Below are 18214 nucleotides of genomic sequence, written 5' to 3'. Positions count from 1 at the left end.
AGGTGTACCTCATATCCGGGCGGTCATTCGCCCTGCAGAATAAACGTTTCCAGCCGGCGCAACAATTCTGCCCGACGGTAGTGTGCCAGATAATATTCCTTGGCCTTGGCACCCAGCGCAGCCCGGTCGGCTGCGTCCATCTGTACCAGACGCACCATGTTCCGGGCCAGTGCATGCTGGTCACAGGCGGGACTGACCAGTCCTCCGCCGCTCTGCTGCACGGCGGTAAAACCAGCTCCGTTCATGCTGGCAAGGATCGGTTTGCCGGCGGCCATGTAACTGGCCAGTTTGCCGGGCACCGTCAACCCCAGATCGGGTGAATCCGACAGGGAAATCAGCAGGGCATCCGCCAGCGCCGTGAACTTTGGGACCTCCTTGGCAGGGACGCTGCCATAGAAAGTAACGGCATCTTCGGCGTGCAGTTCCCGGGCCAGCGCCTGCAGGCTTTCCCGGCTCATGCCGTCGCCTACCAGCAAAAGGTGCAGGGACTCTGCACCGTCAGCGCGGGCCTCCAGCACTGCTTGAAGTACCATGTCCAGACTCTGCGCCGGGGTAAAAGTTCCGGTAAAGACCAGGTTGAATCGACCAGTGAACCGTGCCTCCAGAGCGGCATCGTGCTGGGGATTGGCATAAAAATCTTCGCAGTACTGCGGAATGGCCGCCACAGAGCTTTCCGGCTTGCCGGTACGTTCGCACAGGCGTTTTTGCAGCGGTTCACTCATGGCAATCAGGCGGTCAGCCTGCTTGTACAAATGATCGCTCACACCCTGGGCAATACGCCGCAGCAGCGTGTTCTGAACCGGCAAAACACTGTAAAGGTTCTCCGGCCAGAGGTCGAGCACATAGTTGGTAAAGGGGATGCGGTGCTTTTGGGCATACCGGATAGCCGGCCAGCACATAAGTACCGGACTGGTGTTGAAGCAGAACACGGCGTCATAGCCGCCCGGCAGGCGCTTCAGCGCCGACGCTGCATACAGGGGCCAGCTCACATAGTTCAAAAAAATGTTGAGGCTGGTGTTGCCTTTGCGGGGCCATTCCTTGGCTCGGAAAACCTGGGCGGTACCATAGTGCTCCTCCCAGGGGCCGTGGGGGCCGTAGCCGTCGAACCACTCGCCTTTGGGATAGTTGGGCAGGCCGCACAGCACATCGACCTCCAGCCCGTCCTGCAGAAAGCCTTCCACAATGTCATTGATGCGGAAGTTCTCCGGCCAGAAATGCTGGGTCACCACAAGGATGCGTCTAGCCATCTCAGTATTTTCTCCAGACCATTTTGTTTACGACACCGGTGTAGCTCTGGATGATCTTGACCACTTTCGTGGAGACATCCTCGGTGTAGTATGGCACCGGAATACCGTCGTCTCCGTTTTCATTCATGGCCACCGCGGTCTGCACGGCCTGCTCAACGCCGCCGGCACGGATGCCGGCCAGCACAAAGCAGCCCTTGTCCAACGCTTCAGGGCGCTCGGTGGAGGTGCGGATGCAGACGGCAGGGAAGGGGTGGCCCACACTGGTGAAGAAGCTGGACTCCTCGGGCAGCGTGCCGGAATCCGAAATGACAGCGAAGGCGTTCATCTGCAGATGGTTGTAGTCGTGGAAACCAAGCGGCTCATGCAGTTTGACCCGCTTGTCCAGCTGAAATCCCATGGCATCCAGACGCTTTTTGCTGCGGGGATGGCAGGAATACAGGATCGGCATATCATAGGTCTCGGCCAGATGGTTGATGGAGGTGAACAGGTCGATGAAATTCTGTTCAGTATCGATGTTTTCCTCCCGATGCGCCGACAGCAGCATATATTTGCGCGGTTCGAGTCCCAGCCGTTCCAGCACATCGGAGGCCTCAATCTTTTCCAGATTGGCATGGAGGACCTCCGCCATGGGGCTGCCGGTGACAAAGGTGCGCTCCTTGGCGGTGCCCTCTGCGTTGAGGTAGCGCCGGGCGTGCTCGGAGTAGCACATGTTCACATCGGCGATGTGATCCACGATACGGCGGTTGGTCTCCTCAGGAAGGCACTCGTCGAAGCAGCGATTGCCTGCCTCCATGTGGAAGATGGGAATGTGCAGCCGCTTGGCGGAGATGGCGCTCAGGCAGGAGTTGGTGTCACCCAGAATCAGCAGGGCATCGGGTTTCTGCTCTACCATCAGAGCATAGGATTTGGCGATGATGTTGCCGATGGTTTCCCCCAGGTCCTTGCCTACAGCATCCAGATAGAAGTCAGGGGCCCGCAGGCCCAGATCCTCAAAGAAGACCTGATTGAGGTTGTAGTCATAGTTTTGCCCGGTATGCACCAGGATCTGATCAAAATATTTGTCGCACTTCTTGATGACTGCACTCAGACGGATGATCTCCGGCCGGGTGCCGATGATCGTCATCAGTTTCAGTTTGTTCATGACAAAACATCCTTACTTATAGAATTAAACCGGCAGATAGAAGGTGTCGGGATGATCGGGGTCAAAGCACTCGTTGGCCCACATCAGGGTGACCATATCCTCACTGCCCACGTTTTCGATGTTGTGTGTATACCCGCAGGGAATATCCACTACCTGCAGCTTTTTGCCGCTGACATGGTATTCAATCACTTCGTCGCAGTCGATCCGGCGGAAGCGGATCACACCCTCGCCCTGCACCACGAGAAATTTCTCGTTCTTGGTATGGTGCCAGTGGTTCCCCTTGACGATACCGGGCCTGGAAATGTTCACGCTGACCTGCCCACGCTCAGGGGTGCGCAGCACCTCGGTAAAACTGCCGCGGTCGTCGCAGTGCATGTTCAGGTCGTAGGCAAACTGATCGGTGGGCAGATAGCTCAGATAGGTGGAATACAGCTTCTTCTCAAAGCTGCCGTCGGCCAGATAGGGGACCGCCAGGCTGCCCCGGCGGGCTTCGGCAAAGCCGTTGATCAGTTCGGCCAGATGTCCCAGGGTGACACGGTGCACAGGATGGATGCGGCAGTACCCCTCGGCGTCACATTCCACTTCGCCGGAGAGCATGGCGTCCAGGATGCAGCGAATCACATCATCGATATACACCAGCGGCAGCTCATAGGCGGGGTCCCGGACCTCGATGGGCAGGCCGCGGGCAATGTTATGGCAGAAGGTCGCCACCACACTGTTGTAATTGGGGCGGCACCATTTGCCGAAAACACCTTCCATACGGAATACATATACCGGCGCGCCGGTAGTTTTCCCGTGAGCAAAAATGGCATCTTCGGCCTGTTTTTTGCTTTTGCCGTAGTCGTTGTCCAGGGCGGCCTGAATGCTGCTGGTCACAAGGACCGGTGCCTTGTTGCCGCTTTCTGCCAGCAGATGCAGCATGGTGTCGGTCAGACCGGCGTTGCCGCTGTAAAATTCACTGGGGTCTTTCGGACGGTTGATGCCGGCCAGATGTACCACAAAAGCGGCCCGGCGGCAGTAATCCGCCAGGGTCTCCGCCGTATCATCTTTCTCGAAGAGCAACAGATCCCGGCAGCCCATGGCATGCAGGGTGGCAACCAGGTTGCGGCCTACAAAGCCGCCCGCGCCGGTGATCAGGATCGGGGTCGGCAGGGAAGAGGTTTCATTGGGCATTTTTGGCCAGCTCCTCTTTGATATAATCGGTGGTCATGATCTTTTCGATGGTCTGTTCCACGTTCAAACGGCGGGTATTGTGGCTGGTGTAGTCCTCGTCCGCCTGGGTGTGCACCTGGCCCTTGACGAAGAACTTGTCGTAGTTCAGGTCACGGGTGTCGGCCGCCACACGGAAGTAACCGCCCATGTCTTCGGCGCGGGTGCGCTCCTCCTTGGTCATCAGTGTTTCATAAAGCTTCTCACCGTGGCGGGTGCCGATGATACGGGTGCCGGTATCGCCGAACAGTGTCTGCACGGCTTTGGCCAGGTCTCCGATGGTGGAGGCGTCGGACTTCTGGATGAAGAGATCACCGGGATTGGCGTGCTCAAAGGCGAACATGACCAGATCCACTGCCTCATCGAGGTTCATCAGGAAGCGGGTCATGTTGGGATCGGTGATGGTGATGGGGTGGCCGGCGCGGATCTGCTCGACGAACAGCGGGATCACACTGCCGCGGCTGCACATGACGTTGCCGTAGCGGGTGCAGCAGATGACCGGGCCGCCGCGCTGAGCAGACACACGGGCATTGGCGGTGATGACATGTTCCATCATTGCCTTGGAGATACCCATCGCATTGATCGGGTAGGCGGCTTTGTCGGTGGAGAGACAGACGACCCGCTCCACGTTGGCTTCAATAGCGGCATGAAGCATATTGTCGGTGCCCTCGATGTTGGTGCGCACCGCTTCCATGGGGAAAAACTCGCAGGAGGGGACCTGTTTGAGGGCGGCGGCATGGAAGATGAAATTGACGCCGGGCATTACATCGCGCAGACTCTGGATGTTGCGCACATCGCCGATATAGAATTTGACCTTTTCATAATGTTCGGGATACTGGGCCTGCAGTTCGTGGCGCATGTCATCCTGCTTTTTCTCATCGCGGGAAAAAATGCGGATCTCCCCGATATCGGTGGTCAGAAAATGCTTCAGCACGGTGTGGCCGAAGCTGCCGGTGCCGCCGGTGATCAACAGAGTCTTGTCTTTGAAGATGGTGCTTGCCATAATGGCCTCCTTATTTTTGATGCGTCAGGACGCAAATCTCCTTTATAATCTTCCCTATTTTAACACATTCCTCTGCGTTTGAAAAGTGGACGGCCTTGGAAATTGCTGCTTTTTGTGGTATACTACCGTAAAAACGCGAAACGGGTAGCGTGTGACCTGTTTGCACAAGGAGGAACCAGATTTCATGCGTGCGTATGAACGACTGTTGCATTATGTAAAGGTATATACCACTTCCGACCCGAATTCGGGGACACATCCCAGCACAGCGCGCCAGTTTGACCTGGCCCGTCAACTGGTGGAGGAACTGAAAGGCCTCGGCCTGGAGGATGCCCATGTGGATGAGCACTGCTATGTGTATGCTACGCTTCCTGCCACAGCCGGGCAGGAAAATGCCAAGGCGCTGGGCTTTATTGCTCATATGGACACTGCCGACGATGCCAGCGGCGAAAATGTAAATCCGCAGATTCACCCCAACTATGACGGCGGTCCGGTTACGCTGCCTGCCACCGGCGCTGTGCTGGATCCTGAGACCTTCCCGTTCCTGAAAGAGATGAAAGGTCAGACGCTGATTACAGCGGATGGTTCCACGCTGCTGGGGGCAGACGACAAAGCCGGTGTGGCCGAGATCATGACGATGCTGGAGCGTGTGCAGACGGAAAAACGTCCCCATGGGAAACTCTGCATTGGCTTCACACCGGATGAAGAAATCGGCGAAGGCGCCAGCCTGTTCGATGTGGCGCATTTCGGGGCAGCCTATGCCTATACGGTGGACGGCGACGATGTGGGGGAGATCAGCTACGAAAACTTCAATGCGGCGGCTGCAGTGGTGACGGTGCACGGCTTCAGCGTACACCCGGGCAGTGCGAAGAACGCCATGCGCAACGCCCAGAACATTGCCATTGAGTTCCATCAGGTGCTGCCTGTCTTCTCCCGCCCGGAGCATACCGAGGGCCGGGAGGGCTTCTTCCATCTGACCAGTATGCAGGGCGACGTGACGCTGGCGCATCTGGGATACATTGTGCGTGATCACGATGCGGTGAAATTCGAGGCCCGCAAGGCGCAGATGCAGCATATTGCAGACTGCCTGAACGAACGTTACGGCGCCGGCACGGTGGAACTGGAAATCAAGGACAGCTACTACAACATGCTGGAGAAGATCCAACCGCATTTCCATCTGGTGGAAAATGCCCGCAAGGCCATCAAGGCGGCGGGGTTGGAGCCCATTGAGGCGCCGGTCCGCGGTGGTACCGACGGTGCCACGCTGAGCTATATGGGGCTGCCGTGCCCCAATCTGGGCACCGGCGGTTTCAATTTCCATGGACCCTGCGAGTGCATCACCGCAGAGAAGATGGATCAGAGTGTGGAAATTTTGCTGAATCTGGTAGATCTGTACAAGTAAACAAAAATATCTCGGGTGCCCGGCCTGGTTTGGCCGGGCACCGTTTTTGTTTTACCTTATATAGTAGGTATGCTCACAGAAAACCTGTAAAAAACGGCGAACAAATTTCCTCTTGACAAGTGCACACCTGCGCGGGTATAATAATCAATACCGTGCAGGTGTCGTACAACGGCTAGTACATCAGCCTTCCAAGCTGAGGACGAGGGTTCGACTCCCTTCACCTGCTCCAAAAAGCCCCGCAACGGATTCCGTTGCGGGGCTTTTTTGTTATGGTCCACAGAAAAAGAAAAGTGATACTCTGAAAAAGTACGGACAGCATTTCTTTATCGGCAAATGCGTGCCGCGCGAACCAGAGCCCCGGGGAGGATCCGGGGCTATTTTTGTTTTTTGATGGTTGAACAAAACCAAAAGATGTGATCAAAATAGCGTATTTTTGTACACTTAAGAGAAAAAATGAAAAGTCAAGAAAAATAGCTAAAAATATTAAGGTAAAATTATTGACAAAACTGGAAAAGGCGGTATAATGATATTGTTCTTTTAGCTAAATAAATTTAGGTAAAATTACAGACAAAATAATCTTGAATCAAACACAAAGGAGCGTATTTCCATGACTTTTGAAGAACTGAAGAATGTGATCGTTGAGACCCTGAATGCCGATGCCGATGCTGTTACGATGGAAGCCAGCCTGGCAGATGACCTGAATGCCGACAGCCTGGATGCAGTGGAACTGAATATGGCGCTGGAGGAAAAATTCGGCACCGCCATTCCGGATGAGGAGCTGGGCAACATGAAGACTGTGGGCGACATCTTCAACTACCTGACCAAGAACGCCTGATTTTCTTCTAACTTTTTAGAACAGGAGGACTCCACGCATGAATGTCGGCAAGATCTTTGCCCTCAGCCCCCGGGAGCGGGCTTTTCAGCTCAAGGCCCGGCGGGACGCCGGTACGGATAATCCGCGCTGGCGCGCACCGGAATTTTTCACCTGCAAAAAATGCGAGCGCCGCGCCACCCGGCAAATCTGGGCCAGTACACTGTATGTCTGCCCCAACTGCGGGTATCACCATCCGGTAGGCGGATATTATCGTCTGAGTATGGTGCTGGATCACGGCACCTTCCGGGAACTGGACGGCGAACTGGAAGGCAGAAATGTGCTGGCGTTCCCCGGCTACGAGGAAAAGCTGGAAAAGCAGCGTGCCAAGACCGGCCTGAATGATGCTGTCGTGACTGCGTATGGCAAGATCGGCGGTGTGCCGGCCGTGGTGGCCGTGCTGGACAGCCGGTTTTTCATGGGCAGTATGGGGACGGCTGTGGGGGAAAAGATCACCCGCGCCGTGGAATATGCCACGAATAAACATCTGCCGCTCATCATCTTCTCGGCCAGCGGCGGAGCCCGCATGCAGGAGGGAATCTTCAGCCTGATGCAGATGGCCAAGACCAGTGCGGCTATCCAGCGGTTCCAGTCCAAAGGCGGGCTGTACATCAGCTACCTGACGCATCCCACCACCGGCGGTGTAACAGCTAGCTTCGCCAGTCTGGGTGACATCACCCTGGCGGAGCCCGATGCACTCATCGGTTTTGCCGGTCCCCGCGTCATCGAGCAGACCATCGGGGAAAAGCTGCCCAAGGGTTTCCAGCGTGCCGAATACCTGCTGGACCATGGTTTCGTGGATAAGGTAGTCCCTCGCGGCGAGATGAAACAGACGCTGACCCAGTTGCTTCAGCTGCACACACAAGGGAGGAAGCGCGGCGCATGATCAAAGATATTTTGAAAGAAGTGGAAGCCCTTGACCGGCGTCTTGCGGCAATGCAGCATCCCACCGCGGAGGACGAGGCTGCCAGCCAGCTTCTGGGAGAAGAGAACGCAACGGAGGCAGGCGCAACAGCGGAAGAATTGCAGGCCCGGCGGGATGCCCTGCTGGAACAGTGCCGGGATCTGACGCCGGCAGACCGCGTGTTCCTGGCCCGGCATCAGGGGCGTCCCCGTATTGACGAGTACATCCAGGCGCTGTTTACCGACTTCTTCGAACAGCGCGGCGACCGGGAATGCAGCGATGACCCCAGCATTCTGGGGGGCATTGCCCGCTACAAAGGCATTCCGGTGACTGTGATCGGCCACCGCAAAGGCTCCACCCTGGAGGAAAACATGCATTTCCGCTTCGGCATGCCGGAACCTGACGGCTACCGCAAAGCACTGCGGCTGATGGAACAGGCGGAGAAATTCGGCCGTCCCATCATCACCTTCATCGACACACCGGGCGCCTATCCCGGCAAGGAAGCCGAGGAGCGGGGCCAGGGTGAGGCCATTGCCCGCAATCTGGCGGAGATGAGCGGCCTGACGGTGCCCATTATCTCGGTAGTCACCGGGGAGGGCAGCAGCGGCGGCGCTCTGGGACTTGGGGTTGCCAACCGGATCCTTATGCTGGAAAATGCCGTTTACTCGGTGCTCAGCCCGGAGGGGTTTGCCAGCATTCTGTGGAAAGACTCTTCCCGCAGCGGCGAAGCCTGCGAGATCATGAAGCTGACCGCACAGGATCTTCTGGCGGACGGCATCGTGGAGGAGGTCATCCCCGAGCCGCTGGGCGGCGCGCAGCGCGATCATCAGGCACTGTTCGCCGCCGTGGATGGGGCACTGGAGCGTCATCTGACCCAGCTGTGCAAGATGAGCGGCAAGGCACTGGCCGATCAGCGGTATAAAAAGTACCGCCAGATCGGGTTGTGATACAAGACGGATCGAGGGAACTTATGGAAGGTTTGCAGCTGATTGCCACCGGCGGGGCGCTGCCCAGCCGTGTGGTGACCAACGAAGATTTGAGCAAGCTGGTGGATACCAGCGATGAATGGATCACAACTCGCACCGGCATCCGGCGGCGTCATTTCTGCTCGGAGGGGGAAACCACCGTCACCCTGGCTGTGGCGGCAGCGAAGCAGGCACTGGAACGCAGTGGCCTGCAGCCGGAACAGATCGGCTGCTGCGTCTGCGCCACGCTGTCCGGGTCCTATGCCACGCCCAGCACGGCCTGCCTGGTCCAGCGGGAACTGGGATTAGCCCAGGACATCCCGGTACTGGATGTGAACGCCGCCTGCTCCGGCTTTATCTACGGGGCGGCGGTGGCCCGGGGGTTGCTGGCCGCCCGTCCGTCAGACAGCCGACGCTACGCGCTGGTGATCGGGTGCGAGCAGCTCTCCAGGCTGATGGATATGACCGACCGCAATACCTGCGTGTTGTTCGGCGATGGTGCCGGGGCGGCTGTCTTTGTATTGTCCGACGGTGTGGATTTTGCGGTAGACCTGGGAGCCCGGGGGGATCTGGCCATCGAAACACCGCCCTGTGGCCCCATCCATATGGATGGGCGTGCGGTGTTCCGCTTTGCGGTGGAAGCACTGCCGCGTACTTTGCATGCGGTGTTGGAGGCCACCCACCACACCCTGGATGAGGTGGACTGGGTGGTCTGCCATCAGGCCAACAGCCGGATCATTGACCACTGCGTCAGGAAACTGGAAGCTGACCCCGCCAAATTCTACAAAAACATGGACCGCCACGGCAATACCAGCGCTGCCAGCATCCCGGTGGCGTTGAACGAACTGTACGAGAGCGGCCGCTTGCTGCCAGGCATGCGCCTTGTGTGCATCGGTTTTGGCGGCGGTCTGACATGGGGCGGTATGCTGCTCACTGTGAAAGGAAGCGTCGTATGAAATTGCTGAATGAGATTCTCGGCACCCGGTATCCGCTGATTCAGGGCGGTATGGCCAACATTGCCACCGGTGAGTTTGCCGCTGCCTGCGCCAATGCCGGCGCACTGGGACTGATCGGATCGGGCGGCATGAACGCCGATTCGCTGCGACAGAATATCCGCCGCGCCAAACAGCTCACCGACAAGCCCTTCGGCGTGAACATCATGCTGATGCACCCCCAGGCGGATGAGTTTGCCAAAATCGTGGTGGAGGAAGGCGTCCGTTTTGTCACCACCGGTGCCGGCAACCCCGGTAAGTATATGGAAAACTGGAAAAAGGCGGGCATCACCGTGATGCCGGTGGTGGCGGCGGCCGTGTTGGCCAAGCACCTGGTAAAATGTGGTGCAGATGCCGTCATTGCGGAAGGTACCGAGAGTGGTGGTCATGTGGGTGAGATGGCCACCATGGCGCTGGTGCCTCAGGTGGTGGACGCTGTGGATGTCCCGGTCATTGCGGCGGGCGGCATTGCTGACGGCCGTCAGTTGGCGGCTGCCTTCGCCCTGGGCGCCTGCGGCGCACAGATCGGTACCTGCCTGCTGGTTTCGGAGGAGTGTCCCGTTCATCCCAACTATAAGGCAGCACTTCTCAAGGCAAAGGACAGCGATACCATCGTGACCGGCCGGATTGGCGGCACGCCGGTTCGTGTTCTGAAAAACCGTATGAGCCGCGAATATGTCCGCCAGGAAAAAGCGGGTGCCGACAAGATGGAACTGGAAAAGTATACCCTGGGCAGCCTGCGCCGTGCCGTGTTCGAGGGAGATACCGAGACCGGCAGCCTGATGGCCGGCCAGGTGGCCGGTATGCTCCAGGGCGTGCGCCCGGTGGCTGAGATCCTCGACGAGATGATGACCGGCTGCCGGACCCGTCTGCACGAGATGGGCCAGATGAACGTATAAAAGGAGTACATCACGATGAAACTCGCGTTTTTGTATGCCGGCCAGGGCAGTCAGCACGCCGGAATGGGCGCCGATCTCTATGAGGTGTCATCCGTTTTCCGCAAGGTGTTCGACGAGGCGGCCTCGGTGCTGGATTTTGATCTCAAGACCACCTGCTTTGAGGATCCTCAAGGCGTCATCAACCAGACCCGCTACACCCAGCCCTGCATGGTGGCCTTTGCTGCCGGTGTTACGGCAATGCTGGCGGATGCAGGAATCCGTCCCGATTATGCAGCGGGCCTGTCGCTGGGAGAGTATTCGGCGCTGGAATGTGCCGATGTGCTGGATGCGAAGAGCGCAGTGGAACTGGTTGCTTTCCGTGGCCAGGCTATGGCCAAGGCATCCGAGGGACTGGACTGTGGCATGACCGCGGTGCTGATGCTCGACCGCGACAAGCTGCAGGCATGCTGCAACGAGGCTTCCGGGCTGGGTGTCGTGCAGATCTGTAATTACAACTGTCCCGGACAGCTGGTGATCGGCGGGGAAAAAGCAGCTGTGGACCGTGCTGCCGAGCTGGCAAAGGAGGCGGGCGCCAAACGCTGCCTGCCGCTTAAAGTCAGCGGCCCGTTCCACACGATTCTGATGCATCCGGCGGCGGTGGCGCTGGCCGAACGCTTTCAGGATGTGACGTTTTCCCCCATGCGGATGCCGGTGTTGTTCAACTGCCTGGGACATGAGAAAGCCCCGGGGGATTCCATTGCGGACCTGCTGGTACGTCAGGTGCAGAGCAGTGTCTATCTGGAAGATACCATCCGCCGCCTGGCAGACCTGGGCGTGGATACCGTGGTGGAGATCGGCCCCGGCCACACCATCAGTGGATTTGTGAAGAAGACGGTGGGCAGTGCCATTACCTGCCTGAACGTCGAAACAATGGCGGATTTTGAGAAGGCCGTTGCCGCACTGCGGGGGGAAGAGGTATGAGCGAACAGAACAATACCCGTCCGGCGGCACTGGTCACCGGCGGCGGCCGCGGCATCGGCCGTGCCATCTGTCTGGCTTTGGCCAAGGCAGGCTTTGATGTGTGCGTCAACTACGCATCCAGCGCGGCGGCTGCCGAACAGACCGCGTTGGATTGCCAGGCTTTCGGTGTGCAGGCTGTAACACTGCAGGCCGATGTCACCGATCCGGTCCAGTGTCAGAATCTGGTAGAGGCCGCAGCCAAAACCTTTGGACGCCTGGACGTGCTGGTCAACAACGCCGGCGTCACCGCCGACAAACTGATCCTGCGTATGCAGGAGGCGGACTTTGACAAGGTCCTCAACGCCAACCTCAAAGGGGCCTTCTTCTGCTGCAAAACCGCCTGCAAACTGATGATGCGCCAGCGCTATGGCCGCATCATCAATCTCAGCAGTGTGGTGGGTCTGCATGGCAATGCGGGACAGAGCAACTACGCCGCCAGCAAGGCGGGACTCATCGGCCTGACCAAGAGCCTGGCCAAGGAATTTGCGGCCCGCGGTGTCACCGTCAATGCGGTGGCCCCCGGATTTATCGAGACAGATATGACAGCAGCCATGTCCGAAACCGCCCGGGAAGCGGCGCTCAGTGCTGTTCCGGCGGGCCGTATCGGGCGCGCCGAGGAAGTGGCCCAGGCGGTGGCTTTTCTGGCCAGTGCTGAGGCTGCCTATATCACCGGACAGGTGCTGTGCGTCGATGGAGGCATGGGCATGTGAACGGGGGGGCGCTCCGTTCCGGTTTGGTTTGAACTACAACGATACAAAGGATAAGATAGCGAGGTTTCCTATGGAAAAACGCAGAGTCGTTATTACCGGTCTTGGCACGGTCAACCCTACGGGCAACACGGTGGCGGAAAGCTGGGCCGCTGTGCGCCGCGGGGAATGCGGCATTGGGCCCATTACCCATTACGATACCACCAACAGCAAAGTCAAGCTGGCGGCAGAAGTCAAGGGGTTTGGTCCTGCTGCCCGCATAGACAAGCGGGAGGCCCGCAAGATGGCGCGGTTTACGCAGTTTGCGGTGGCCGCTGCCGCAGAAGCCGTGGAGGATGCCGGTCTAGATCTGGAGCAAACCGATACCAGTCGTTTTGCCACCATCATTTCCAGCGGTATCGGCGGTCTGCCCACGATCGAGGAGGAGCATGCCAAGGGGGAAGCCAAGGGCTTTGACCGCGTGAGCCCCTTCTTTGTACCTATGTCCATCGCCAATATGGCGGCGGGCCAGGTGGCCATCCGTTTTGGGCTCAAGGGCATGTGCACGAGCCCGGTCACGGCCTGCGCCGGCGGGACCAACGCTATCGGCGATGCGTTCCACCGTATCCGCGATGGTTATGAAGATCTGGCTCTCTGCGGCGGTGCGGAAAGCTGCATCAGCCCGCTGGGAGTAGGGGGCTTCACCAGCATGAAGGCACTGAACACCACCGAGGATCCTGCCCGCGCCTCCATTCCGTTTGACGCGGAGCGTGGCGGATTCGTTATCGGCGAAGGGGCCGGAATCCTCGTGCTGGAGGAACTGGACCATGCTCTGGCCCGCGGCGCAAAAATTTATGCAGAGGTCGTGGGCTATGGCGCCAACTGTGACGCTTACCACTTTACGGCACCGGCCCCCGGTGGTGCCGGCGGTGCCGAATGCATGCGGCTGGCACTGCGGGACGCCGATCTGGCGCCGGAACAGATCGGCTATATCAATGCCCACGGGACCAGTACCCATCTGAATGATTCCTGCGAGACCGCAGCCATCAAGGCTGTGTTCGGCGACTATGCCTACCAACTGCGGATTTCCAGCACCAAGTCCATGACCGGACATCTGCTGGGGGCTGCCGGCGGCGTGGAGGGCGTCTTCACGGCGCTGGCACTGCGGGACGGGTATCTGCCCGCTACCATCGGCCTCCGGGTGCCCGATCCTGAGTGCGACCTGAACTACCTGCCCAACGAGGGCGTTGCGGAACAGGTGGACTATGCCCTGAGTGACAGTCTGGGTTTCGGCGGGCACAATGCCTGTGTAATTTTCAAACGTTGGGAGGGCTGAACCATGGCCATCGTTGCCAATGATCCGCCGCGTGTGCTGAACGCGACGCAGATTGCTGAGATTTTGCCCCATCGGTATCCGTTCGCCCTGGTGGACCGGATCACCGACTATACGCCCGGACAGTGGGCGCGGGGAATCAAGTGCGTCAGCATGAATGAACCGTTCTTTCAGGGACATTTTCCTGGGCAGCCGGTCATGCCGGGGGTGCTGATTCTCGAGGCGCTGGCCCAGTGTGGCGCTGTGGCGGCGCTCAGCGAGGAGAGTGCAAGTGGAAAGCTGGCTCTGTTCGGCGGGGTCAAGAATGCCCGGTTCCGCCGCCAGGTGATCCCGGGAGATGTGCTCACCCTGGAATGTGAGCTGGTGGAACGGCATGGTCCGGTAGGCATCGGCAAGGCCACGGCCTGGGTGGACGGCGTGCGCGCAGTCAACGCAGAGCTGACCTTTGCCATCGTGGATCGGGAGTCTTCGCGGTGACAGGCGCTCCTAAACAGGACTGGTCAAATGGCACAAAATGTGGTATACTGATCCGTAACAATGCAAAAGGTCTGCGAGTGCGGCTGCGCCGCCCGGCGATGCCGGCCCAAACGGCCCAGACACCGGACCTTCAGGAGGTTTTTGCCATGTTGGATCAGGCGTTTCAGCAAGTGTATACCAAGTTCAAACTGCATTTTTATCAGCAGGTGTTCAGCAAGTTTGAAAACCGGGAGGCCACGCTGACCACGGTGGAATCCTTCTGCATGGAAGTGATTATGGCATTGGGACATCCCACCATCGCGGAATTTTCCAACATGATGAATCTGTCCACCCCCAATGCGGCGTACAAGATCAACAATCTTGTGAAGAAGGGCTATGTGGAGAAGGTGCGTTCCACCACCGACAAGCGGGAATATTACCTGTATCCCACCCGTAAGTATGTCGATTACTACAACATCAGTTATGCCTATCTGCAGCGGGTGGTGGACCGCGCCAAACAGCGCTTTGCACCGGACGAACTGCAGAAACTGGAGGAAATGCTGCGTGTGGTGTCGGAGGAACTGATGCCGGAGATCAAGCTGCCGGCAGTGGGTCCGACTGCGGCGGAACCCATGCCGTGACGGAAAAATCTACCATAGAATCATGTCTTTTTCTGCAAGCGGATCGACGGCAGTGGCTGTCGGTCCGCTTTTTGCCATAGTTTTTTTACAGGTTCCACCCCTTGACAACCGGACAGCCAGGCTCCATAATAAAAATGATACGATGGAGAGGAGAAATACGGATCATGCGCGTCATTGCCGGAACCGCACGCGGTAAAAATTTGCAGGCTCTTCCGGGGGAGGACGTTACCCGTCCCACCATCAACCGGGTCAAAGAGGCTATGTTTTCCAGCGTACAATTCCTGGTGCCGGGGGCACGGGTGCTGGATCTCTTTGCAGGCAGCGGCCAGTTGGGAATCGAAGCACTTTCCCGAGGCGCCAAAAGCTGCGTATTTGTAGACCGTTCGCCCGAAGCGCTGGGAATTGTCACGGCCAATTGCAAAGCGGCCGGGGTAGAGCGGCAGAGCGATATCCGTCACGGAGAGGCACTGGCTTTTCTGGCCAACATCCGGGGACCGTTTGATCTGGTGCTGCTGGATCCGCCCTTTCACCAGGGGCTGATCGGCCAGGTGCTTCCGGCGCTGCAGGAAAAGCTGGCACCCGGTGGAGTTATCCTGGCCGAAAGCGAGCGGGAAGCGGAACTGCCGGAGTGGGTGGGGACGCTGGTGCGCACCAAACAATATTTTTACGGCAAGATTATGGTCAGCCGATACGAGAGAGAGGAACAGGCATGAACGTAGAGGAATTGCTGGATTTGATGGAAGAAACGCTGGAAGCGGGTACTGCGGTTCCGTTTGCGGCGGGCAAGCGTGTGGTGGACGTGGACCGCATGCGGGATATCATTGATGAAGTGCGCAACAACCTGCCTGATGAGGTGCGGGAAAGCAAGAAGATCGTCAACGACCGGGAGCAGATCCTGAAAAACGCCCATGTGGAGGCGGAAGGGGTCATCCAGCAGGCGGAAGAACGGGCCCGCGCCATGGTCAGTGAGCAGGAGATCGTCAAGCGCAGTCAGCAGCGTGTTGTGGAGATCCTGACGGCTGCCCAGACACAGAATAAGGAAATCAAACGCCAGACTTCCCTGTACTGTGAGGAGGTTCTGAAACAGTCGGAAGAGGCCCTGGTGAAGAGTCTTTCCAATGTGAAGAATGCCCGGATGAATCTGCGCAACATGCCTTCCCGTCCGGCACGCGGAACGAAAAAGTAAGGATAATGGTAAATAGGAAGAGACGTCCGCAGTCTCCCCGAAGAAGGGGGACGGTGGACGTCTTTTGGTTTCTACAGGCAAGCAAAACACCGATTTTCCCCACCGGTTACACATCTGTGAAAATTCCGCTCGCAGCGAACTTTTTTGGCGCTGCGGGCTTGCTTTTTGTCTCCTGAGATGGTAGACTGAATGTATCGTAGTGGGGAAAAGTGGATGATTTGACCCTGTTAGTGGTTGAAAGTGGGTAGTTTTCCACTCTTTCCACAGAGTTTTCCACAGACCCAACGCGACAACGTAAAAAAATCTGCGGAAAGATTGTGCAAACCGTCGAAAACCCGGAGGGGAGGGAAACAGCATGCTCGTGGGCCAGTATGATTACGCCATCGACACCAAGGGCCGGCTGAATTTTCCTGCCCGTTTCCGGGATGCCATGGGGGAAACCTTTATTGTCACCCGCTGGCTCGACCATTGCCTGGCTGCTTTCCCCACCGAAGAATTTGAAAAGGTTGCCGCCAAGATTGAGGAAAAGGGACTGGTCAAGGGCCGCAAGGTCAGCCGGATGCTTTACGCCTCGGCTGTGGAAGTGACACCGGACAAGCAGGGGCGCATCCAGCTGCCTGCCAAACTGCGGGAATATGCGGGGCTCGATCACGATGTGACGATCATCGGCAACCGCAGCTTTGCGGAGATCTGGAACACCGCCGCCTGGAACGGCGATCAGGCCACCAGCGATGAGGACTTCACCGCTGCGATGGAGGAACTGGACTTTTAAACGATAGGTAGTTGACACAATGGAATTTTCTCACATACCCGTGCTGCTGCAGCCCTGTCTGGATGGGCTGGCCATTGATCCGACCGGTATTTACCTGGATGGAACCGCCGGCGGGGCAGGGCACAGTATGCAGATCGCTAAACGTCTGACCACCGGGCGTCTGATTTCGCTCGACCAGGACCCGGATGCGGTGGCAGTCGCCACCGAAAGGCTCAAGGGCCTGCCCGCCCAGGTGGTACAGGCGAATTTCCGCGACGCGGCGCGTGTGCTCGCGGAACTTTCCATCCCGGCGGTCAACGGGGCCTTGCTGGACCTTGGTGTATCAAGCCACCAACTGGACGATGCGGCGCGCGGTTTCTCCTACCACGCCGATGCGCCGCTGGACATGCGCATGAGCCAGCAGGGCCCCACCGCTGCGGACCTTGTCAACACCCTGGACCGTGAAGAACTGACGCGCATCCTGCGCGACTACGGTGAAGAGCCTTATGCCTGGCAGATCGCCGGCAAGATTGTGGCCACGCGGGCCGAACAACCCATCACCACCACCTTGCAGTTGGCGGATCTGGTGGCTTCGGCGGTACCGCCGGCGGAACGCCGCAAGGCCAAAAACCCGGCACGGCGCACCTTCCAGGCCATCCGCATCGCGGTGAATTCCGAACTGGATGTCCTCAATGAGGGGCTGGACGCCATTTTCAACTGTCTGGCGCCCGGGGGACGGCTGTGTGTGATCACCTTCCACAGCCTGGAGGATCGGCTTGTCAAGAACAAGTTCCGCCGTTGGGCACAGCGTTGCACCTGCCCGCCGGAGCAACCGATCTGCACCTGTGGTGGGGTGCCCAAAGCCAAACTGATTACCCGAAAACCTATAGAAGCGGACGCAGAAGAGTTGGAACACAATCGCAGAGCCCGCTCAGCCAAACTGAGAGTGTTGGAGAAAGTATAACGAGGCATTTTCATGACAACTGTTTTATTGCATACCGGTCAGACCGCACCCAAGGTGGAGCGTCCGCAGCCCCGCGTGCAGGTAGTACGCGGCGGGCGGCATGGCCTGAACCGGGCGCGCCATCTGGCAGCCTCCACGCTGAATGTGCTGGCTGTGGCTCTGCTGCTGGGATTGATTGTCAGCGTTGTTTACAGCCAGGCGAAGATCACGGAACTGAACGGCCAGATCAACGATACCAAGACCCAGCTCACGGCTGCGCAGAGCGAGTATGACTACCTGGCCACGCAGATGAGCAATATCACCAGCCGTGCCAGCCTGCAGCAGGTGGCGGAGGGGCAGCTGGGACTGGTCCAGGTGGACCCCAGCCAGATCACCTACGTGCAGCTGGAGGATCAGAGCGTCATCGAAAAAACCACCAGCAGTGCACAGTTGCTGGTGTCTGATGTACGCACTGCGGCGCTCAACCTGCTGGGCAGCCTGAACCCGTAAACAAAAGAATCAATGTGGCAACGAGCCTTTTTACCAACGGCGGGAACGCCGCGCGTAAAAAGGCTCGCCGCCGCAATCA

At 58.3% G+C, this 18214-nt stretch carries 20 protein-coding genes and 1 tRNA gene; 17 read left to right on the top strand and 4 right to left on the bottom strand.

The window, feature by feature from the left end; genetic code table 11:
* Nucleotides 1-23: 23 nt before the first annotated feature.
* The 4 genes from NQ490_RS01365 to NQ490_RS01350 are packed head-to-tail and all read right to left on the bottom strand — an operon-like array spanning nt 24 to nt 4600.
* Nucleotides 24-1247, bottom strand: a complete 1224-nt coding sequence (locus tag NQ490_RS01365) for a glycosyltransferase family 4 protein (RefSeq protein WP_007047014.1) — start codon at nt 1245-1247, stop codon at nt 24-26.
* A 1-nt stretch (nt 1248) separates the two neighbouring features.
* Entirely contained in the window at nt 1249-2388 is a 1140-nt protein-coding gene (gene wecB, locus NQ490_RS01360; RefSeq protein WP_007047013.1) for a non-hydrolyzing UDP-N-acetylglucosamine 2-epimerase, read from the bottom strand.
* 24 nt (nt 2389-2412) lie between these two features.
* Entirely contained in the window at nt 2413-3561 is a 1149-nt protein-coding gene (locus NQ490_RS01355; protein WP_007047012.1) for a polysaccharide biosynthesis C-terminal domain-containing protein, read from the bottom strand.
* The gene (locus tag NQ490_RS01350; protein ID WP_007047011.1) at nt 3551-4600 is read right to left on the bottom strand and encodes a polysaccharide biosynthesis protein; all 1050 of its coding nucleotides are present in this window, start codon (nt 4598-4600) and stop codon (nt 3551-3553) included. The genes NQ490_RS01355 and NQ490_RS01350 overlap by 11 nt, the downstream gene beginning before the upstream one ends.
* A 184-nt stretch (nt 4601-4784) precedes the next feature.
* Here NQ490_RS01350 and pepT point away from each other — a divergent pair, with 184 nt between their 5' ends.
* The 17 genes from pepT to ftsL all read left to right on the top strand — a co-directional run bounded on the left by pepT (nt 4785) and on the right by ftsL (nt 18135).
* The gene (pepT, locus tag NQ490_RS01345) at nt 4785-5999 is read left to right on the top strand and encodes a peptidase T (RefSeq protein ID WP_040917707.1); all 1215 of its coding nucleotides are present in this window, start codon (nt 4785-4787) and stop codon (nt 5997-5999) included.
* A 154-nt stretch (nt 6000-6153) separates the two neighbouring features.
* Nucleotides 6154-6228 (top strand) — tRNA-Gly (locus NQ490_RS01340).
* A gap of 378 nt (nt 6229-6606) precedes the next feature.
* Complete coding sequence (acpP, locus tag NQ490_RS01335; protein ID WP_007047008.1) at nt 6607-6834, top strand: acyl carrier protein; 228 nt, start codon at nt 6607-6609, stop codon at nt 6832-6834.
* Between the two features lie 37 nt (nt 6835-6871).
* Nucleotides 6872-7756 carry an acetyl-CoA carboxylase, carboxyltransferase subunit beta gene (accD, locus tag NQ490_RS01330; protein ID WP_007047007.1) on the top strand — a complete coding sequence of 295 codons (885 nt, stop codon included), beginning with the start codon at nt 6872-6874 and terminating at the stop codon, nt 7754-7756.
* Nucleotides 7753-8721 carry an acetyl-CoA carboxylase carboxyltransferase subunit alpha gene (locus tag NQ490_RS01325; RefSeq protein WP_007047006.1) on the top strand — a complete coding sequence of 323 codons (969 nt, stop codon included), beginning with the start codon at nt 7753-7755 and terminating at the stop codon, nt 8719-8721. The genes accD and NQ490_RS01325 overlap by 4 nt, the downstream gene beginning before the upstream one ends.
* 23 nt (nt 8722-8744) lie before the next feature.
* Nucleotides 8745-9695 (top strand): beta-ketoacyl-ACP synthase III, encoded by a 951-nt coding sequence (locus tag NQ490_RS01320; protein ID WP_007047005.1) that lies wholly within the window; start codon nt 8745-8747, stop codon nt 9693-9695.
* Nucleotides 9692-10630 (top strand): nitronate monooxygenase, encoded by a 939-nt coding sequence (locus NQ490_RS01315; protein WP_007047004.1) that lies wholly within the window; start codon nt 9692-9694, stop codon nt 10628-10630. The genes NQ490_RS01320 and NQ490_RS01315 overlap by 4 nt, the downstream gene beginning before the upstream one ends.
* 15 nt (nt 10631-10645) lie before the next feature.
* Entirely contained in the window at nt 10646-11590 is a 945-nt protein-coding gene (gene fabD, locus NQ490_RS01310; RefSeq protein ID WP_007047003.1) for an ACP S-malonyltransferase, read from the top strand.
* On the top strand, nt 11587-12339 hold the full coding sequence (gene fabG / locus NQ490_RS01305; protein WP_007047002.1) for a 3-oxoacyl-[acyl-carrier-protein] reductase: 753 nt from the start codon (nt 11587-11589) through the stop codon (nt 12337-12339). Before fabD ends, fabG begins: the two co-directional genes overlap by 4 nt.
* A gap of 70 nt (nt 12340-12409) precedes the next feature.
* Complete coding sequence (gene fabF / locus NQ490_RS01300; RefSeq protein ID WP_040917705.1) at nt 12410-13651, top strand: beta-ketoacyl-ACP synthase II; 1242 nt, start codon at nt 12410-12412, stop codon at nt 13649-13651.
* A 3-nt stretch (nt 13652-13654) separates the two neighbouring features.
* A complete protein-coding gene (gene fabZ, locus NQ490_RS01295; protein ID WP_007047000.1) occupies nt 13655-14125 on the top strand; it encodes a 3-hydroxyacyl-ACP dehydratase FabZ in 471 nt (156 codons plus the stop codon).
* A 146-nt stretch (nt 14126-14271) separates the two neighbouring features.
* On the top strand, nt 14272-14745 hold the full coding sequence (locus NQ490_RS01290; protein ID WP_040917703.1) for a MarR family winged helix-turn-helix transcriptional regulator: 474 nt from the start codon (nt 14272-14274) through the stop codon (nt 14743-14745).
* 164 nt (nt 14746-14909) lie between these two features.
* Nucleotides 14910-15458, top strand: coding sequence for a 16S rRNA (guanine(966)-N(2))-methyltransferase RsmD (rsmD, locus tag NQ490_RS01285; RefSeq protein WP_007046998.1), 549 nt, complete (start codon nt 14910-14912; stop codon nt 15456-15458).
* Nucleotides 15455-15931 carry a hypothetical protein gene (locus NQ490_RS01280; protein WP_007046997.1) on the top strand — a complete coding sequence of 159 codons (477 nt, stop codon included), beginning with the start codon at nt 15455-15457 and terminating at the stop codon, nt 15929-15931. Before rsmD ends, NQ490_RS01280 begins: the two co-directional genes overlap by 4 nt.
* Before the next feature lie 355 nt (nt 15932-16286).
* Nucleotides 16287-16703, top strand: coding sequence for a division/cell wall cluster transcriptional repressor MraZ (gene mraZ, locus NQ490_RS01275; RefSeq protein WP_007046995.1), 417 nt, complete (start codon nt 16287-16289; stop codon nt 16701-16703).
* 19 nt (nt 16704-16722) lie between these two features.
* Complete coding sequence (gene rsmH / locus NQ490_RS01270) at nt 16723-17646, top strand: 16S rRNA (cytosine(1402)-N(4))-methyltransferase RsmH (RefSeq protein ID WP_007046994.1); 924 nt, start codon at nt 16723-16725, stop codon at nt 17644-17646.
* Nucleotides 17647-17658: 12 nt separating this feature from the next.
* Nucleotides 17659-18135: a cell division protein FtsL gene (gene ftsL / locus NQ490_RS01265; RefSeq protein WP_007046993.1), complete on the top strand. Its 477-nt coding sequence runs from the start codon at nt 17659-17661 to the stop codon at nt 18133-18135.
* Nucleotides 18136-18214 lie beyond the last annotated feature (79 nt).

It is taken from the genome of Subdoligranulum variabile, from assembly GCF_025152575.1.
Lineage (GTDB): Bacteria > Bacillota > Clostridia > Oscillospirales > Ruminococcaceae > Gemmiger > Gemmiger variabilis.
Note: the sequence above shows the minus strand (reverse complement) of the source record. Positions and strands in the feature narration are given on the sequence as shown.

Excerpts from the sequence above, each read along its gene's own strand:
- NQ490_RS01365 (WP_007047014.1), bottom strand. The coding sequence starts at position 1,247 with ATGGCTAGACGCATCCTTGTGGTGACCCAGCATTTCTGGCCGGAGAAC.
- wecB (WP_007047013.1), bottom strand. The coding sequence starts at position 2,388 with ATGAACAAACTGAAACTGATGACGATCATCGGCACCCGGCCGGAGATC.
- NQ490_RS01355 (WP_007047012.1), bottom strand. The coding sequence starts at position 3,561 with ATGCCCAATGAAACCTCTTCCCTGCCGACCCCGATCCTGATCACCGGC.
- NQ490_RS01350 (WP_007047011.1), bottom strand. The coding sequence starts at position 4,600 with ATGGCAAGCACCATCTTCAAAGACAAGACTCTGTTGATCACCGGCGGC.
- pepT (WP_040917707.1), top strand. The coding sequence starts at position 4,785 with ATGCGTGCGTATGAACGACTGTTGCATTATGTAAAGGTATATACCACT.
- acpP (WP_007047008.1), top strand. The coding sequence starts at position 6,607 with ATGACTTTTGAAGAACTGAAGAATGTGATCGTTGAGACCCTGAATGCC.
- accD (WP_007047007.1), top strand. The coding sequence starts at position 6,872 with ATGAATGTCGGCAAGATCTTTGCCCTCAGCCCCCGGGAGCGGGCTTTT.
- NQ490_RS01325 (WP_007047006.1), top strand. The coding sequence starts at position 7,753 with ATGATCAAAGATATTTTGAAAGAAGTGGAAGCCCTTGACCGGCGTCTT.
- NQ490_RS01320 (WP_007047005.1), top strand. The coding sequence starts at position 8,745 with ATGGAAGGTTTGCAGCTGATTGCCACCGGCGGGGCGCTGCCCAGCCGT.
- NQ490_RS01315 (WP_007047004.1), top strand. The coding sequence starts at position 9,692 with ATGAAATTGCTGAATGAGATTCTCGGCACCCGGTATCCGCTGATTCAG.
- fabD (WP_007047003.1), top strand. The coding sequence starts at position 10,646 with ATGAAACTCGCGTTTTTGTATGCCGGCCAGGGCAGTCAGCACGCCGGA.
- fabG (WP_007047002.1), top strand. The coding sequence starts at position 11,587 with ATGAGCGAACAGAACAATACCCGTCCGGCGGCACTGGTCACCGGCGGC.
- fabF (WP_040917705.1), top strand. The coding sequence starts at position 12,410 with ATGGAAAAACGCAGAGTCGTTATTACCGGTCTTGGCACGGTCAACCCT.
- fabZ (WP_007047000.1), top strand. The coding sequence starts at position 13,655 with ATGGCCATCGTTGCCAATGATCCGCCGCGTGTGCTGAACGCGACGCAG.
- NQ490_RS01290 (WP_040917703.1), top strand. The coding sequence starts at position 14,272 with ATGTTGGATCAGGCGTTTCAGCAAGTGTATACCAAGTTCAAACTGCAT.
- rsmD (WP_007046998.1), top strand. The coding sequence starts at position 14,910 with ATGCGCGTCATTGCCGGAACCGCACGCGGTAAAAATTTGCAGGCTCTT.
- NQ490_RS01280 (WP_007046997.1), top strand. The coding sequence starts at position 15,455 with ATGAACGTAGAGGAATTGCTGGATTTGATGGAAGAAACGCTGGAAGCG.
- mraZ (WP_007046995.1), top strand. The coding sequence starts at position 16,287 with ATGCTCGTGGGCCAGTATGATTACGCCATCGACACCAAGGGCCGGCTG.
- rsmH (WP_007046994.1), top strand. The coding sequence starts at position 16,723 with ATGGAATTTTCTCACATACCCGTGCTGCTGCAGCCCTGTCTGGATGGG.
- ftsL (WP_007046993.1), top strand. The coding sequence starts at position 17,659 with ATGACAACTGTTTTATTGCATACCGGTCAGACCGCACCCAAGGTGGAG.